The sequence below is a fragment of the Marinomonas sp. 63XJN7_7_ISO-PGPR-S23-202 genome (genome assembly GCF_056173505.1).
Genome location: NZ_CM149677.1, coordinates 628,816 through 645,676 on the forward strand (window position 1 = coordinate 628,816; position 16,861 = coordinate 645,676).

At 44.5% G+C, this 16,861-nt stretch carries 18 protein-coding genes; 9 read left to right on the top strand and 9 right to left on the bottom strand.

All coding sequences use genetic code 11. From position 1 onward, the window contains the following. Position 1 precedes the first annotated feature (1 nt). The 4 genes from ubiE to AC0VYG_RS02855 form a co-directional block, all read right to left on the bottom strand. The gene (gene ubiE / locus AC0VYG_RS02840) at positions 2–757 is read right to left on the bottom strand and encodes a bifunctional demethylmenaquinone methyltransferase/2-methoxy-6-polyprenyl-1,4-benzoquinol methylase UbiE (RefSeq protein WP_475430850.1); all 756 of its coding nucleotides are present in this window, start codon (positions 755–757) and stop codon (positions 2–4) included. A gap of 98 nt (positions 758–855) precedes the next feature. Continuing rightward, positions 856–2,394: a GGDEF domain-containing protein gene (locus AC0VYG_RS02845; RefSeq protein WP_475430851.1), complete on the bottom strand. Its 1,539-nt coding sequence runs from the start codon at positions 2,392–2,394 to the stop codon at positions 856–858. 31 nt (positions 2,395–2,425) lie between these two features. Beyond that, positions 2,426–3,058, bottom strand: a complete 633-nt coding sequence (locus AC0VYG_RS02850) for a thiol:disulfide interchange protein DsbA/DsbL (RefSeq protein ID WP_475430852.1) — start codon at positions 3,056–3,058, stop codon at positions 2,426–2,428. Between the two features lie 173 nt (positions 3,059–3,231). After that, positions 3,232–3,840, bottom strand: coding sequence for a c-type cytochrome (locus tag AC0VYG_RS02855; protein WP_475430853.1), 609 nt, complete (start codon positions 3,838–3,840; stop codon positions 3,232–3,234). A gap of 297 nt (positions 3,841–4,137) precedes the next feature. On the opposite strand from AC0VYG_RS02855, the gene yihA reads away from it, so the two are divergent. Next, positions 4,138–4,782 carry a ribosome biogenesis GTP-binding protein YihA/YsxC gene (yihA, locus tag AC0VYG_RS02860; RefSeq protein WP_475430854.1) on the top strand — a complete coding sequence of 215 codons (645 nt, stop codon included), beginning with the start codon at positions 4,138–4,140 and terminating at the stop codon, positions 4,780–4,782. 124 nt (positions 4,783–4,906) lie between these two features. Here yihA and gshA read toward each other — a convergent pair whose 3' ends face one another. Then, positions 4,907–6,496 (bottom strand): glutamate--cysteine ligase, encoded by a 1,590-nt coding sequence (gene gshA / locus AC0VYG_RS02865; protein WP_475430855.1) that lies wholly within the window; start codon positions 6,494–6,496, stop codon positions 4,907–4,909. Positions 6,497–6,731: 235 nt separating this feature from the next. Here gshA and AC0VYG_RS02870 point away from each other — a divergent pair, with 235 nt between their 5' ends. After that, a complete protein-coding gene (locus tag AC0VYG_RS02870) occupies positions 6,732–7,268 on the top strand; it encodes a hypothetical protein (protein ID WP_475430856.1) in 537 nt (178 codons plus the stop codon). Positions 7,269–7,420: 152 nt separating this feature from the next. Here the strand turns inward: AC0VYG_RS02870 and hisF are convergent, their stop codons facing one another. Genes hisF through hisB form a run of 3 tightly spaced genes read right to left on the bottom strand, consistent with a single transcriptional unit; the run spans position 7,421 to position 9,531 of the window. Continuing rightward, the gene (gene hisF / locus AC0VYG_RS02875; RefSeq protein WP_475430857.1) at positions 7,421–8,197 is read right to left on the bottom strand and encodes an imidazole glycerol phosphate synthase subunit HisF; all 777 of its coding nucleotides are present in this window, start codon (positions 8,195–8,197) and stop codon (positions 7,421–7,423) included. Positions 8,198–8,235: 38 nt separating this feature from the next. Then, a complete protein-coding gene (hisH, locus tag AC0VYG_RS02880) occupies positions 8,236–8,928 on the bottom strand; it encodes an imidazole glycerol phosphate synthase subunit HisH (protein WP_475430858.1) in 693 nt (230 codons plus the stop codon). Between the two features lie 9 nt (positions 8,929–8,937). Beyond that, a complete protein-coding gene (hisB, locus tag AC0VYG_RS02885; RefSeq protein ID WP_199477410.1) occupies positions 8,938–9,531 on the bottom strand; it encodes an imidazoleglycerol-phosphate dehydratase HisB in 594 nt (197 codons plus the stop codon). A 257-nt stretch (positions 9,532–9,788) separates the two neighbouring features. Between hisB and AC0VYG_RS02890 the strand changes: the two genes are divergently transcribed. The 3 genes from AC0VYG_RS02890 (at position 9,789) to AC0VYG_RS02900 (ending at position 13,619) form a co-directional block, all read left to right on the top strand. Next, a complete protein-coding gene (locus tag AC0VYG_RS02890) occupies positions 9,789–12,065 on the top strand; it encodes an AsmA family protein (protein ID WP_475430859.1) in 2,277 nt (758 codons plus the stop codon). 95 nt (positions 12,066–12,160) lie between these two features. Further along, positions 12,161–13,219, top strand: a complete 1,059-nt coding sequence (mutY, locus tag AC0VYG_RS02895) for an A/G-specific adenine glycosylase (RefSeq protein ID WP_475430860.1) — start codon at positions 12,161–12,163, stop codon at positions 13,217–13,219. A gap of 115 nt (positions 13,220–13,334) precedes the next feature. Next, complete coding sequence (locus tag AC0VYG_RS02900) at positions 13,335–13,619, top strand: oxidative damage protection protein (RefSeq protein ID WP_475430861.1); 285 nt, start codon at positions 13,335–13,337, stop codon at positions 13,617–13,619. Positions 13,620–13,701: 82 nt separating this feature from the next. On the opposite strand, the gene AC0VYG_RS02905 is transcribed toward AC0VYG_RS02900, so the two are convergent. Continuing rightward, complete coding sequence (locus AC0VYG_RS02905; RefSeq protein ID WP_475430862.1) at positions 13,702–14,127, bottom strand: flagellar basal body-associated FliL family protein; 426 nt, start codon at positions 14,125–14,127, stop codon at positions 13,702–13,704. Between the two features lie 138 nt (positions 14,128–14,265). Here AC0VYG_RS02905 and AC0VYG_RS02910 point away from each other — a divergent pair, with 138 nt between their 5' ends. The 4 genes from AC0VYG_RS02910 to AC0VYG_RS02925 all read left to right on the top strand — a co-directional run bounded on the left by AC0VYG_RS02910 (position 14,266) and on the right by AC0VYG_RS02925 (position 16,823). After that, complete coding sequence (locus AC0VYG_RS02910; protein WP_475430863.1) at positions 14,266–14,781, top strand: disulfide bond formation protein B; 516 nt, start codon at positions 14,266–14,268, stop codon at positions 14,779–14,781. Between the two features lie 214 nt (positions 14,782–14,995). Next, entirely contained in the window at positions 14,996–15,466 is a 471-nt protein-coding gene (rsd, locus tag AC0VYG_RS02915; RefSeq protein WP_475430865.1) for a sigma D regulator, read from the top strand. Further along, a complete protein-coding gene (locus AC0VYG_RS02920) occupies positions 15,438–16,424 on the top strand; it encodes a WD40 repeat domain-containing protein (protein WP_475430866.1) in 987 nt (328 codons plus the stop codon). Before rsd ends, AC0VYG_RS02920 begins: the two co-directional genes overlap by 29 nt. Positions 16,425–16,427: 3 nt before the next feature. Continuing rightward, positions 16,428–16,823, top strand: coding sequence for a DUF423 domain-containing protein (locus tag AC0VYG_RS02925; protein WP_475430867.1), 396 nt, complete (start codon positions 16,428–16,430; stop codon positions 16,821–16,823). Positions 16,824–16,861: the final 38 nt, after the last annotated feature.

The following is a 16,861-nucleotide window of genomic DNA, read 5'->3' on the forward strand; positions in this document are numbered from 1 at the left end:
ATTAGAATTTAAATCCTTTGTGTAAGGCGACAATACCACCTGTCAGGTTTTGATAGCTGGTTCGCTCAAAGCCCACCTCATCCATCATACCTTTTAAGGTTTCTTGATCAGGGTGCATACGAATGGACTCTGCTAGATAGCGATAGCTTTCAGAATCATTGGCAATCACTTTGCCCATGAGGGGGAGAAGGCGGAAAGAGTATTGGTCATAGATTGTCGATAGGGACTGTGATTCTGGTTTCGAGAACTCTAATACTAATAAACGTCCACCAGGCTTCAGTACGCGGTACATAGAGGCCAAGGCTTTGGATTTGTCTGTTACATTACGAAGGCCAAAGGCAATGGTGATGCAATCAAAGGTATCGTCGGGAAAAGGCAGTTCTTCTGCATTGGCTTGGACAAATTGTACATTGCCAACAATGCCCTTATTAACGAGCTTATCGCGGCCAACTTTTAACATAGAGTCGTTAATATCGGCGAGAATAACCTGCCCCTGACTTCCTACTAATCGAGAAAACTGCAAGGTTAAATCGCCAGTACCACCAGCAATGTCTAATACTTTATTGCCAGCGCGTACCCCAGATTGGCTGATGGTGTGACGCTTCCAAATGCGATGAATGCCACCAGACATCAAATCATTCATAATGTCGTATTTTGCGGCGACGGAGTGAAAGACATTGGCGACGGCCTTCACTTTTTCTTCTTTGGGGATTTCTTTAAAGCCAAAATCGGTGGTTTTTTGCTGATCGTCTTGCATAAATTACTTCATCCTAGAGGCGACATGTTGCGCCAATCTATTTATCTATTGCTATATTGTTCGCTATTGTAACCGTGTGCGGCGACCTCTGGTACGGTTTATTCTTTTGTTTGATCAACTTTTACAATATTACGGCCAGCTTCTTTGGCAATATAAAGTTGTTTGTCTGCTCTATTAAACAACCCATCATGGTCCTCTGACATTCGACAACAGGCCATGCCTATCGATATGGTAATGGTAATAGGGGCGCCATTTACATTAAAAGGTGCCTTTTCGACGGCGGCACGGATGGCTTCAGCCTTTTGAGTGGCTTCTTGCTCATTCGAATTGACAAACAAAGCAACAAACTCCTCGCCTCCGTAACGAAAGATCATGTCTTTGCTAGACAGGGTGCTGAGTAGTTGTTTGGTGACTAAACGTAAGACTTTATCGCCAGCTTGATGACCCCAAGTGTCGTTGACTTGTTTAAAGTGGTCAATATCACAGACGGCTAAGAAGAGTTTTTTTCCACTTTTCTTTGACGATTGAATCAGAGGCAAGATGGAATCTTGGTAAGCCGCTCGGTTGGGCAAGTTGGTGAGTGCATCGGTCATCGCCTGGGCCAGCTTTTCTTGCAGTTTGGTTCGCATGGCAGAGGCTTCTTTTTCCATCCGGTCTACTTTGTTTTTTAATGAGGAGATGGATTGATGGGTCTCTTTTTCTAACACCGTCATTTGTTGCTTGTAATCAACCATGGTGGTTGTCATGATTTTCATACGAGAGTCGATGAGCTCTTTGAGTTCATCTAGGTCGGTTGCACTTTGGGAGGCAAGGCTGGTATCACTCACCTGTTGTTCTAATTTTGTATTCAGCCCTTCTCGGTTTTCGACCAGTGTTTTTTGGTTTTTATAATGACTAACAATGGAAGCATTCATGCTGGCTAATTGCAGATTCAGCTGATTCAGGTAATTGGTTAGTCCTTCCTGAGTCTTGCCTGTACTGATGACGATAAGATTAATAACTTCGTCTAGTAGGTCTGGCAGCTGCTGCAAGTCGTTGCTGTTGGCTAATACTTCTCGTAAGGCAATGATTTGCTCGTCGTATTCATTACTTAAAGACAAATTAGTTAGTAAGCTGGATAGGGTATGGCTAATTTGAGCCATAATTTCCTGACTATTTTGGGCATCTTGTTGTTTCTTCGTGCGATGAAACAGCCGTTTAATAAGGGGTTGCTTATCGCTGTCTGTTGGCGTTTTTAAGCTTAAGGTCGTTTTAGCAAGTTCTAGGTAGCCACTGAAAAGAGAGGGCCAGAACGGTGGCGATTGCCAGTGTAAGCGTATGAGCGCCTCCAGGGCTTGTTTCTCGCTACAGGGGAGTCTTTTTTTATGATGCAACTCAAGTAAGTCAATTAACTCATGGAGTGTTTCTCGGACCTGTTTTGCTCGGTTCAGATGGGTTTCTTCGCTGTTTAATAGATAGGGCTCGGCAGCGCTAAGCATGGCTTGTATTTTGTCAGCATCCGCGCCTTTGGCAATATTGTGGCGAATTTGACGAATGACAGAATCCACTTCAGGGTCATTACCTTCGGCCAATAGACTGATTCTTGATACTGCCTTGCGCAATGCACCAATTAACTTGTCCTGAGCAGATTCTGTCATATACCCTCACTAAATAAGACGCAATTTAAGTCTACTGTAGTTGCATTTTGTCGTGTTCTTTCTCTATTAAATAATTGACTACTTTGTAGATGTTCTCATTACCGCCAGCGGTTTCTGCATCGACTAAATATTTACCATCTACGACAAGAGTAGGTGTCCCTTGAACGCCATAACCTCGAATCCGTGCATCGGCCTGGGCGAGACGGCTTTGAACGGCAAACGAGTTAAATTGCTTTTTAAATTCTGCTTCACTGACGCCGTAGTGGGTGAAGAATTTTGCTAGAGAGTCCTCTGTATTGAGGCGTCTGTGATCAACATTGATCGCATTATATAAATCTGAGTGTAATTTATTTTCGACGCCTAACAACTTAGCAACGTAAAATGCTTTGGCATGGTTAAGCCAACCACGACCAAAAACGGCGGGTAAGTACTGAAAATCTACATAGTTTGGGATGGTTTTTTTCCACTCTTGAGTGTATGGCTCTAAACGAAAACAGTGTGGACAACCATACCAAAAAACCTCCACTACTTGCACTTTGTGTGGGTCGTTGGTGGGAACTGGATCGGCGATAGTGGTGTAGCCATGGCCATCGCTATAGTCTTGAGCCAAAGCCGTTAGGGGAAATAACAAGCAGAAAAGAAGGGCTGAGAACAGCTTTTTCATTGATAACTCCTAGTGGTAATGTTTGATAGCATTGCGATAATGCACAAATTGTCGATTTTATTCGATGTGTTTCCCATCACAAAGTTCGATTATTCCAGCAAGTTTACAGAAAACTTACAAGTATAAAACCTAATAAGTGACTGTTTTTCTGCTCTTTTGATTCAACACAAAGTTTATCTGGCTTTGAGTCCTGCTAAGTAACTGGCCACCGCATTGATTTGTTGATCATTGAGTTTCTGTGCGATGGACTGCATTTCATCATTGGGGTCATTATGTCGCAGACCTTGTTGGAAAGCATGTAATTGGCTGGCGGTATACGTTGCAAATTGGCCGTTTAGAGCAGGGTAGCGAGCAGAATTAATGCCGCGTCCAGCCGGGCCATGGCATGCAGAACAAGCGGGAATGGCTCTGCTGGGATCGCCAAAGCGGAAGAGTTGCTCGCCTTGTTCAACTAAGTCTGGTTTAGCTTTACCTATTTTGATGGTTTGATGAGCAAAGTACGCCGCAATATCGGAAAGATCTTGTTGAGTTAGGGCGTTGAGCTGGCCAGCCATTTGGGGGACTGCTCGTTTTCCCGACTGAATGTCTTGCAGCTGTTTTAATAAATAGTTTTCTTGTTGGCCTGCCAGTTTCGGAAAGAGGTTGATCGTGCTGTTGCCATCTTGTCCGTGGCAAGCTGCACAGGGTGTTGTGAGGGATTTGCCCGCAATGGGGTCGCCTTGAGCGAGCACTGATGCTGTCATAACAGAAAATAGTAAGCCAGTGAGTAGAGCCTTGATCATGTAACAACCTTTTTGGTAGTAGCTCTTAAATAGTAGTAGCTCTTAAATAAGTAACGGCTCCTCTCTTAACTTTAGCCGTAGTAGCCTAATATAGTTCATTGCCGCGCTGATAATGTGAGGATTTGTTTTTTATTGTTTGCAAACAGCAACTACTACCTAAACCTAATCTAATACTCACTAAATAGTGTAATTTGTTAGAATAAGCTGACTAAACGTGGTAAACCGAGCCATTCACAGGCATTATATACAACCGACGAATAAACGTGAACGCTAAATTCTACTGACGAATACCAACCTATGACCCCTTTTGACTCTATTTTTCAATCCGCTCACTTTATTAAGAGTGCCGAGAAGCTTTCACAGTGCCCACTAGACCAAGGGATCGAAGTCGCGTTTGCTGGTCGCTCTAACGCAGGAAAATCCACTGCGCTGAATACGCTAACGAATCAAAAAAAGCTTGCCCGTACATCCAAAACTCCTGGTCGAACTCAGTTGATTAACTGTTTTGGTCTGAGCTTAGAAGATCGTCGTTTGATTGATTTGCCAGGTTATGGTTTTGCGAAAGTGCCAATTGAAATGAAAAAAGTCTGGCAAGCACACATGCAAGATTATTTGATGAATCGTCGTTCTTTGGCGGGGGTCATCTTAGTAATGGATATTCGCCATCCTCTAAAAGAATTTGATGAGATGATGTTAAATTGGGCAAAGGCAAATAATATGCAAGTGCATGTGCTGCTTACTAAGTCGGATAAGCTTAAACGAGGCCCTGCAAAATCAACGAAGTTGAAAGTTGCAAAAACACTAAAAGAGCGTGGTGTTGATGGCAGTGCACAAACATTCTCGGCATTGAGCGGTGATGGCGTTGATGAACTACGGATAAAGCTAGCTGATTGGTTGGTGTTTGATAATCTGGACGATATTCCTATCTCCCCAAATGCGTAACAGAACACGTTAATGCGCTGCTGCCTTTTTATGGACTATTGACCTTGAGAAAGGTTTATTGCAAAAGAATCAGCCCGAAAAAAAAAACGCCCCGAGAGGCGTTTTTTTTCGGGCTTAATGACGTTTATTGCTGCTGCAAATATGCGGTAAGAAACGTATCAAAATCCACTTCGTCACTTTCTTCAATCTGTTTTTGTTCCAGTAGAGAATCAGAGGCTTGCTTCGCGAAGCGTTGTGATAACTCATGGCTAATGGGTGTCTTTAACCAAGTTGATTGTTGCTGGTTCGCCAATGAAAGCATGGCAGACTGGTATCCCTTATACTCTTCACATTGTTCAATCAATTTTTGAGAGGGGAGTCGCGAGAGGTTGTTGAGCTTGTTGAGCTGCTCTTCAATGGCAGAAATATAAGCATTATTGCCTGTATTCTCGGCTAAGAAAGTCGCAACATGGCGAAGCTCTTCTAGTAGTGTGTGGAGTTTTTCTTTTAACAATACTGGGCCGTGGCCAAAGTCAAAGCTATGTTCTGCATCTCTCCCATGTACCGCGATATCTTGCTGAGCAAGACGAAGAGCATGGCATTCTTCTGCGTTGAGTTGTTCGTCGTTGTTTAGCATACAGTACAGCAAGAAGGTATCGAGGAAATACAGGGTTGAGGCTTGCATGCCAATGTTGGAGCTAGGGTCAATATCCATGATGCGGACTTCTATGTACTCAACCCCTCTGGCCTGTAACGCCGCGCTAGGATGTTCCCCTGGTTGTGTCACCCGTTTAGGTCGAATGTCGCTGTAGTATTCGTTTTCAATCTGTAGCAAGTTGCTATTAAGTTGCTTGTATGCTCCCTCTACTTTGACACCAATCTCTTCGTAGCGTTGATAGGGAGTTTTTAGGGCTTTTTTGATGGTGCTGATGTAGGTGCTGACTTCGTTATAACACACATATAAGTCGGCTTGTGCTTTATTTTGGTAGCCTAGGTCACTCATGCGAAGCGAAGTGGCTTTAGGGCCAATCCAAGTTTGTTGATCTAATGGAGATAAGGTGTTGGGCTTACTGGGTAAAAAACTGGTATCGATAGCAGGTGAGGCGCCAAATAACCAAGAAAGAATCCAGGAGTTGCGTCGGAAATTACGGATGAGGGTGAAGTATTGGTCAGACTGGAACTCCTGCTGTTGTTCTGGCGTCAAGTCGGTCTTGCCTTTGTAGTGTTCCAAGAAACGCCAAAATGCCTTATCAAAGGAGAAGTTGTAATGCATGCCTGCAATACACTGCATGATGCGACCATAGCGATTGGATAACCCTTCACGATAAATACGCTTAAGTTTGCCAGTGTTAGACTCGCCAAAATAGGCGATGGGAACATCTTCATTGCTCTCTAAATAACAGGGCATGCTGGCAGGCCAAAGGCACTCGTTATGTTTGTTGAGCTCGTGATTAACAACATGATGAATGTCTTTTAGTTCGCTAATGACTCCTTCGACACTCGGATGAACTTGCGTAATAAATTCCATTAACGCTTCAGAATAATCGGTGGTAATGGAAGCGTGGGTCAGGGCTGACCCTAACGCAACAGGATGTGGATTATGAGAAATCCGCCCCGATGAACGATCAACACGGAGAGCTTCTCTTTCGACTCCACGATGAAATGTCAAGGCTGAAGAGTCTGCCTGCTGACAATGTTTCGCCAGCGCATTAAGGGCATTGTTTAGGGTGGTCAAGCAGTCTTCCTTCTAATCATTCGGCAAGCCGTGTCTATTGTTGACAGAGCTAGGGACCCTTCCCTAGTGTCTGGTTTTTTAAGGATTGTACTCGGCACTGCACATTGACGGCAAGTAACGCGCTTTTTCTGCTCTAAAATTGCAGAATCACTCCTCACTCTGGTGCTAGAGGTTCTGGTGTAAGCGCTGTAAACTTAGTCCTATGTTGAGATTAAATGTCGCTAAGCAGAACACCATGAATACAGTAAGGCTGAAGCAGGTCCTTTATTGGGGCACGCTTTTATTTCTTATAGTACTCGCTTTAACCTGGGGGATGGATCGCATCATGCCACAGCAGCCCTATGTGGCTGTTGTTCAGTGCAGCAAAGACATGAAAACCTGTACTGCTCCGCTGACTGACGTCGGTAAGTCTGCTACCTTGATATTTGACAATGGGATTCATGCCAATAAACCTATGGAGGTATCGCTTAAGTTGCCCAAAGAGCTGGCGAATAATGTGGATTCGATTCAATTTACACTACAGGGCAAGAATCATTATATGGGAGTCAGCTCCATGGAGTTGACCCAGCGGCCGGTTCAAAACAAGTGGCAAGCCAATATATTGTTGCCAGAGTCGGATCACAATACCATCACGTGGCAATTAGAAGTCACGATGGATGAAGATAATGGCAGTCACCGCTCTGTGTTGTTTGAGTTTGCTGTGCCGCCCAAGAAGGATAAACAAGTCGTTCACTCAAGTACCTTTGCTCCCCGAACGTACTCTATGCATTAGGCTTCCTTTTAGATTGGACAGTTAAAACTAGATTAAATTCCCCTCTAGATTAGACAGTAAAAAGGACGGCCTGATGAAGGTAGGGGATGCCCTTTTTATTCTGAGTCGTTTGTTTAGTCCGTGTTTTAAAGCGGATTATATGGTTTTGGCTATTATGACATGCGCATTTCTATCCCTGCCGCCATCATACGCTCTTTCGCTTCTTGGATGCTGTATTCAGCGAAGTGAAAGATGCTAGCCGCTAGTACCGCATCCGCTTTGCCTTCAAGGACGCCATCGACAAGATGATCTAAATTACCAACGCCGCCAGAAGCAATCACTGGCACATGCACCGCTTCGCTGATGGCACGTGTTAAGCCTAAATCGAAACCGTTTTTGGTGCCATCACGATCCATACTGGTTAGTAGTATTTCGCCAGCGCCATACTCGACCATTTTTTTCGCCCACTCAATCGCATCCAACCCGGTTGGCTTGCGACCACCATGGGTAAAAATCTCCCATTTATCGGGTTCCCCTTTGTCGCTCACTTTCTTTGCATCAATGGCAACCACGATGCATTGAGAGCCAAAACGCTGTGCGGCTTCACGGACAAATTCCGGGTTAAACACCGCAGCTGTATTGATGCCTACTTTGTCCGCGCCAGCGTTTAACATGCGACGAATATCTTCGCAGGTACGGATGCCACCGCCAACGGTAAGCGGAATAAACACCTGACTGGCAATAGCCTCGACCATATGAACCGTGGTTTCGCGGTCATCAGAGCTGGCGGTGATGTCCAAAAACGTAATTTCGTCTGCGCCTTGTTCATTATAGCGTTTGGCGACTTCGACTGGGTCGCCTGCATCGCGAATATCCAGGAACTGAACACCCTTTACAACACGGCCATTGTCTACGTCAAGACAGGGGATGATTCGTTTTGCTAAGCCCATAGTTGGCTCCTAATCTTTAAGTCACGGTATCTATACAATCAAAGTGCTGGTTTGCCATCCCAGTTAAGGAAGTTTTTATACAGTTGCAAACCGTCTTTATGGCTTTTTTCTGGGTGGAACTGGACAGCAAATACATTGTCGCGGGCCAAGGCAACACAAAACTCTAAACCGTAATCACAGGTGCCCGCTATTTCGTCCTTGTTTTCAGGCACTACGTAGAAGCTATGTACGAAGTAAAAACGGGCTTGATCAGGAATGTCTTTCCATAAAGGATGGAGAATTGTCTGCTTAACTTGGTTCCAGCCCATATGGGGCACCTTTAGTTTGCTGCCATCGTGGTCTTTATGTTGGTTGCCAAAAAACAGCGCGTTGCCTTTAAAGTGATCAAGACACGCTACGCCGTCATTTTCTTCACTGTGAGACATGAGGGATTGAATGCCCACACAGATGGCTAAAAAAGGCTTCTCCGCCATGGCTTTTTGGATGCTCGGTACAAGGCCAGTGCGATGCATTTCCCCAATGCAGTCACGTATCGCTCCAACACCAGGCAAGAGGACCCGATCCGCAGAATCAATGATTTGAGGATCGCTGGTCACGACAACCTCGGTATTGTCATCCGCCACATGCTCAAGGGCTTTGGCGACTGAGTGTAAATTCCCCATGCCATAATCAATGACCGCGACAACGGATTTTTTTACAACATTTTTTCTATCGCTTTTTACATTCGTCATGAAAGCTTCCTACAAACAGCCTTTTGTCGACGGCATTTGGTCTGCCATCCGTTCGTCCACTTCTAATGCCATGCGTAAGGCACGCCCAAAGGCTTTAAAAAGGGTTTCCGCTTGGTGGTGAGTGTTTTTACCTCGAAGATTGTCTAGGTGTAACGTCACTTTGGCATGATTAACAAAGCCATGGAAAAACTCGGAAAAAAGGTCCACATCAAAGCCGCCAACAGAGGCACGAGTAAAGGGTACATGCATTTCCAAGCCGGGACGACCCGAAAAATCGATAACCACGCGAGATAACGCTTCATCTAAGGGAACGTAAGCATGACCATAGCGTTTGATACCTTTTTTGTCACCAATGGCTTTGTCAAAGGCTTGCCCCATGGTAATGCCAAGATCTTCCACTGTATGGTGGGCGTCAATGTGTAAGTCACCAACAGCGTGAATATCTAGGTCAATCAGGCCGTGGCGAGCCACTTGATCCAACATATGGTCAAGAAAAGGGACGCCTGTTTCACAGTTGAATTTTCCGGTACCGTCTAGATTAATAGACACTTTGATTTGTGTTTCAAGCGTATTACGCTCGACGCTGGCGATCCGATCGGACATTGAAGCTTCTCCACAGTGAGTTGCTATGATTTGACATCATGTTATAAAAATTAGGTCTGTATTATAGAGTCTGGCGTCCTTGGCTTCTATCCCTTCCTTTGTCCTTTTTAATGGCTTGTTGCTATTAAGTTGATAAAGGGCTTATTGAGGGAGATAAAGAGTCTTATCGAGTGTTATGATGGCGGTCATTGGATTGGCTTAGCTTATAAGCGGTTAACTTAATAAGTTGCAGTCGAATAGGATTTAAGGGGTGTGGCATGGTGTGGATAAAAAGATTGGCGATCTTAGTTGGGGTTCTCTTGGTATTGATGGTCGCTCTGGTAGCGTACGTCATGCTCTTTGTGAACCCTAATGACTTTAAAAAAGAAATTCAAAAGGTAGCGCTTGAAAAAGCCGATGTACGTTTACGTATGGATGGCGACATTCATTGGTCTTTTTTCCCTCATTTTGGACTCTCGTTAAGTCATATTGGTGTGGCTTTGGGGAAGGACCCAGAGCTTTTACAGTTTGATCGGGCTGAATTTGGGCTAGCGGTATTGCCCCTTTTAAAACGCAACATTGATGTGGATACGGTAGAGTTGGTGAATTTAAAAGCCAATCTGTCAGTGGATAAACAAGGTCATGCTAATTGGCAGCGCAATGCCGTTAATAAAGCAAAAGGCCAAGTGCCGTCATCCAATTCTAACACTGGTCAATCTAGTCGAACCAGTTCGACTAATCAGGCTGATTATGCGACTTCGGCGAGTGATCCGTTCAAGCGCGCTTTGCCAAATCTGCATTTGGATAAACTGATTATAAAAAATGCCGATATCACATACACCAATGCGGTGAATAAGCAAAAAATAAACGCTGTGATGAATGTAGAATTGAGTAATGTTCAGTGGAATAAGGCGTGGCCATTGGCGATGAATCTGATGATCAAGCAAAGTGACTTGCAAGGCAAGCATCCTATTGATGCCGAGGTAAAACTGGATGCTGACCTGACATTTTTTCCAGAACGTGAAGCCTTTTCTTTGAATAATGTGGATCTTTCAACCACAACATCGGGAGATAGACTGCCGACGAGTCCATTTAAGGCCAGTTTACAAGCTTCTCAAGTAGACATGGATGTGCCCCAAGAAACCTTATCGGCGCAAGGTTTAGTGTTGAAAACATTGGGTATGACGGCGAATGCAAGCGTACAGGCTTTTCAAGTGTTAAGTGATCCCGAATTTAATGGCAAGCTTTCTATCGCCCCCTTTAACCCAAGAGAGGTGATGAAAAAGCTCAATATGGCGCTGCCTAATATGGCGGATAGCAGTGCATTAACCAAGGCTCAAGTGGCTATTACCTTGCATGGGGACAAAGATACGCTCTTAGTTCAGCCGATGTCTTTGCTTCTGGACGGTAGTAAGATTAACGCCAGTGCAGGCGTTGATTTTTCGCCATTGCGTTGGGACATTAACATCGCCGGGGAGGGGTTGGATTTAGATCGCTACTTACCTCCTGAAACGGTACCTCCGGAGCAAACAGCCTCAAGCAGTGCTTCTCAGGCGCCAGCTGCTGGCAATAATTCGACGACACAAGGCCAGAGCCAAACGCCTCAAAACGGTGCTGCCGCGTCGAGTAAAGATCTTATTCCGGTGGATCTGATTCGTTCCTTAGAAGGGCATTTAGGCATTTCATTAAAGAATGTGATCTTCAAAAAAATGAAGCTTAATAAGGTTGCGCTGGACGCGACGGTGGGGAACGGTGTTGTACGGGTATCACCCGCTTTAATCCATTTATATCAGGGGCAAGCAGAAGTGAAAGCCACCCTGGATGTGAGTGGTAATACACCTAAAATGACGCTGGTACCAAAAGTGTCCGGTGTGCAAATCCAGCCTTTATTACATGATTACATGAAGATGGATAAATTACGTGGCACCACGTTCGTAGATGGCGAATTGTCTGCTCAAGGCAATCATCTAGCGGATTTGATGTCTTCTTTGCAGGGGGACTTATTGGTTCATATTAAAAAAGGCGCATTGGTAGGCGTGAACCTCACTCGAACGGTGTGTAAAGGCATTGCCGCCGTTCGCAAAGAGTCTATTAATAACAAAGACTTCGGTGATGATACGCCATTTGAAAACATGACCTTTCCAGCACGTATTGTAAATGGACAAATTTCAACGCCTGGCTTGATCCTAACATCAGCAGGGATTCAGGTAACAGGAGACGGTATTATTTCTTTGCCTAAGCAGTCATTGGATTATCAAGCCAATGTGGCGCTCAGTGGCAGTCATCTTGATCATGCCTGTCGAGTCAATGATAAAATTACTAAACTGGCCTTTCCTATTGTTTGCAAAGGGCATTTTTCGGATGATCCTGCTAGTTTATGTCGGCCTGATTTGAAAAAGTTTGGGGCTTTGTTTGCGAATTTAGCGAAACAAGAGTTAAAGGATAAAGTCGCAGCTGAGAAGGAAAAATTGAAAGAGAAACTTAAAGCAAGACGCCAAGAAGAAGAGAAAAAGCTTAGAGATAAGCTAAAAGATAAACTAAAGAGTTTGTTTTAATGTGAATAAGTGAATGGGGAAGAGGAGGCTTGAGTGATCTCTTTCCCATACGCTGTTCGATGTATGTCATAGAGCAAGACAATCGTGAGACGGTAATGCAACCAGTTGAAAATTTTGCGCCTCGTGTACTAGCGTGGTTTGATAAACACGGGCGTAAAAACCTACCTTGGCAAGAGAATAAAACCCCCTATCGTGTGTGGATTTCCGAGATCATGTTGCAGCAAACGCAAGTAACCACGGTTATTCCCTATTATCAGAAGTTTATGGCGGCTTTTCCCACGGTTGAAGCGCTGGCCGAGGCGGATCAAGAAAAGGTGCTGGCCCATTGGAGTGGCTTGGGCTATTACGCTCGTGCACGAAATATGCATAAGGCCGCTAAGATATTAGTGGACGAGTGGGATTCTCTGTTCCCTGATTCCGTTGAAGGCGTCTGTGAATTACCCGGCATAGGGCGCTCTACTGCCTCAGCGATTTTATCGATTTCTCGTGGTGTGCAGGCCGCGATTTTAGATGGTAATGTGAAACGCGTGCTGGCACGGTTTCATGCGGTTCCCACTTGGCCGGGCGAGAGGAAAACGGAAGAAGCTATGTGGGAATTGGCGGAGCATTATATGCCGAGCGAACGCTGTGGTGATTATACTCAAGCTATGATGGATCTTGGGGCAACCTTGTGTACCCGTTCTAAGCCTCAGTGCTTGTTGTGCCCACTCGAAGCCGATTGTCTAGCCCGTCAAACCCAGGATCCTACACAGTTTCCGGTTCGGAAACCCAAAAAAGCACTTAAGCCCGAAAAACGTTTGCAGTTCTTAGTGATATCGAATGACGATCACCAGATATTGATGGAGAAACGTCCTCAAACAGGGATTTGGGGAGGATTATGGAGTTTACCTGAGCTTGCCTGCGACGAAAGTGTGGTCATGCATGTTGAGCAGCGCTTTCAAACTCAGATTTATGATGTTTCTGCCTTGACGGCGTTCCGGCACACCTTTAGTCATTATCACTTGGATATCGAACCAAGTCATGTTCGCATTGGTGAGGTCAACGCCGTGATGGAAGAAGGGAAGTATCAGTGGTTTAATCTCAGTGATGTGATGGCTTTGGGCTTACCTGCTCCTGTACGTACGTTATTAAGTGAGGTTGCCTCTATTGAATGAAATAGCTCCCCGGTAAAACGCTTGATTTCTATGTCCATAACACCATTAATAGTTGATATAGATTCATGGTCGTCATAGACCACATAGATTGAACCCACTGGACAGCGAGCAAATCATGTCAAATACCGTATTCTGCAAAAAATATCAAAAAGAGATGGAAGCACTGGAGCGCGCGCCATTACCTGGGGCTCGAGGCCAGGAGATTCTTTCAACTGTATCGAAACAAGCATGGCAAGAATGGCAAGTACTGCAAACCATGATGATCAATGAAAAGCAGTTAAACTTAATGAAGCCTGATGCTCGTAAATACATTATGGAGCAGATGGACAAATTTTTTAACAATGAACCCGTTGATAAAGTCGCTGGGTATGTAAGCCCCGACGATATTAAAGAGCTATAAGTTCTTGGTTAACGTAGGGAAAGCCTGCTTAAATGGTTTAATTGCTGACCGCTGGCGTCTTCCCTGCTGTTAACTTAAGTCTCTACTGCGTTAAAAAACTGCCAAATAGTACGCTTTTCACTGGCTCTTTTCCTGTTTCTTTTTTCATAACTTTATTTAGGTCTTTAATCGCTTCAATGCGTGTTTTTTCTCTTGCTTGCGCGCCAGTCACTTGGTCGGTGGTTCTTGAGCTTAAAAACATCACGAGAGCATCTTTTATCAACGGCATGTTTTCCTCAATTAACGCTTTATCCCCTGCTTTCGCTTGCAGTGTAATGCTGGTTTTTATATACCTAAGCCTTGCGGTGTTGCTTTCAAAGTTAACGACAAATTGCGGTCTGATTTCGATGTAAATTGGTGGTGCTTTTCCTGAATCGTCCTCAGCGTGGGCTGTTACCGTCAACAGGCTGAGCAGAAAAATGGGAAGAGCCAAAAGGCGAATAATTGCCAAGGGAGCCGTTCTGAACATGGTGATGTCTCGTATTTATTGCAATAGACAGTATACTAACTGCGATTAAATGTGTATGTCAGTAGTAATTTGGAACTTTTCTCGTTTGTTTATGTCCATTTTTGCTCAATGTAACTCTATGGAATATAAGGAATCTCTATGCTCTTGTCTATGATTAAGAGAATGTCGTCTCGTCGCTTCCATGGCGTGGTTGGTTTGGCGGCATTTGCTTTATTAGGTGTGGCCTTTTATATGGAATATCAAATGGGGCTTGAACCGTGCCCATTATGTATGTTGCAGCGCATTGTTTTCTTTTTTATTGGTCTAGTATCGATTTTTTCAGCGTTAACGGCGAATGAGAAACGCCGGCAGTGGTTTTCTGTCACAGTGGTCGTTTTATCATTAATGGGGGCGGCATTATCCATCCGTCACTTGTATTTACAAAATCTTCCCATGGATGACTTGCCCGCTTGTATGCCTGGGCTAAGTTATATGATCAGTGCGTTCCCATGGCAAAGTGTCCTGCGAGCAATGATTATGGGAACCGGTGATTGTGGCGAAGTGGTATGGACCTTCCTTGGTCTCAGTATTCCTGGTTGGACCTTGGTCATGTTTGTTTTAATGGCCGTCGTTAATGTCTGGATTGCTTTTCGTTCAGGAAAAACAAGACGTTAAACATGGATGGTTGGGCTATCTGAGATTAACTGCTTGGTAATGGTGTTTTCACTTAGTCACCTAGCCTAATTGAAACGTTACAAATTACCCTTTGTCCCGCTCTTGCAGGGGGTATCGCTTCGGAATATGCTCTTATTTAACTGAGTATGAAGAGACTGAATTTATAATTAAGCGAGGCGTGTGTTGACTATCGTCGAGTGAATGGAGATATTCTATGTTAGAGAGATGTAAAACGGCACAAGAGCGCTGGGGCGGTGTTCATGAGATTATTGATCGTTGGCTAAAACAGAGGCAGCATTTAATTGAGACTTGGGTAGAGTTACGCGATCTTGAAGAATATACCCAAATGGATACGCCGAAAATTCAACACCTATGTGAACTGCTGGTGGATTATGTGTCTGTTGGGCATTTTAATGTGTATGAGCAGCTGGCTCTAGAGGCTCAAGAATTTAAAGATGATTCAGCTTTAAAGCTGCTTAATGAATTGATGCCCGAAATCGATGAGAGTACAGAAGTAGCTCTTGAGTTTAATGATAAGTATGACACTCAAAAGCACGTCAGTGCACAGCTGGAAGCACTTCCGTGCTCCATGAAAACCCTTGCCGTGGTGATGGCGGAGCGTTTTCAGTTAGAAGATAGATTGATTGAGGAGCTTCATGAGGCCCACAGCGAAAAAAGCGCGTAATCTTTCTCTGTTTATCGTCAGCGCTTTTGTGTTGTCTGCTTGTTCTGAAAAAGCGCCAGTAAGAATTGAAGAATTTGCTGTCCAAGGACTTTTCTCTGCCGCGCTGAGTGAGGATGGTAGTGCCGCAGTGGTTGGCTCAATTGAACATGGTGGGAGCTATTGGCGAACAGCTCTTAACGATAGGCGCTATAATTGGAATCATGCGAAAGGTGAGTATACGTCCATTATTAGTGCCGACATTGACCCGACGGGTGAATTTGCCGCGACAGGATCTGCTCGGACCTTGGTGTTATGGCGTACTTCAGATGGTCACTCCGTCGGTTTTTGGGACACACCGGGTAATATTCAGTCGTTAAAATTGACGGATAATGGCGATTTCGCTCTCGTTGGTTTGGATGATCAAACGGCGCGTTACTTTGATGTGAAAAATGGTGGCATAAAACAGACATTTCGTACTGGCGCCATAGTTCGAGCTGTAGATGTGTCACCTGATGGGCGTCTGGCTCTCACCGGAGATGACAAATATCACGTTACCTTGTGGAATGTCCGGACAGGTAAAAAGAAGTTTGAGTGGACATTAAGTAATCAAATTGCGGCGGTGGCCTTATCTGATGATGGTAAATACGCCTTCGGTTCTGCCCAACTAGGAACCGCTAAAGTGTGGTCAACACAAACGGGCAAAGTTGTCACCACGGTCTATACAGGATCTTTGAAGTCGCGTAAGAGAACCATTAGTAGTGCCGTATTTTCTAGAAATGATCAGCAGCTTTTAATTGGTGGGGTTGATCATCAGGTTTCTTTGCTTGATATGCCGACTGGACAAGTGCTTAAAGAATGGGACCTGCACCTCAGAGACACTTTGCAACCTACTGGGGCCAGCGTGCTTGCCCTGTCTTTTTCAAATGGTAGCCGTTACTTTGCCATTGGCAGCAATGGTTTTCTAAATGTATTGGAATAATTCATGTCTCAAGTTTCCTCTTTTCCGGCTAAATTAGCCGGTTTTGCGGCTATACAAGGTTTTGTGTCTGTTGCCGCTGGGGCATTTGGAGCCCATGCTCTGACTAAAATGGTAAATGAAAGAGCCTTATCTTGGTGGCATACGGGGAGCCAGTACTTAATGTATCATGCGCTGGCATCTCTTATTGTTGCTGCTTTGTTTTCCTATATTCCTTCTGCTAGAAAAATCATCTTATGCTTTCTCATCGGTAATGTTTTTTTTGCGGGTAGCCTGTATGTGATGACCTTCACTGGTGTACTTTGGTTAGGGGCAATTACGCCTATTGGTGGTGTCTTATATTTGCTTGCTTGGTTTCTTTTAGCAAAAAATCTGTGGCAAGGTCATTTTAAGGTCAATTGATTGTTGAAAATAGTCATTAGGTAGAGGACAAAAAATGC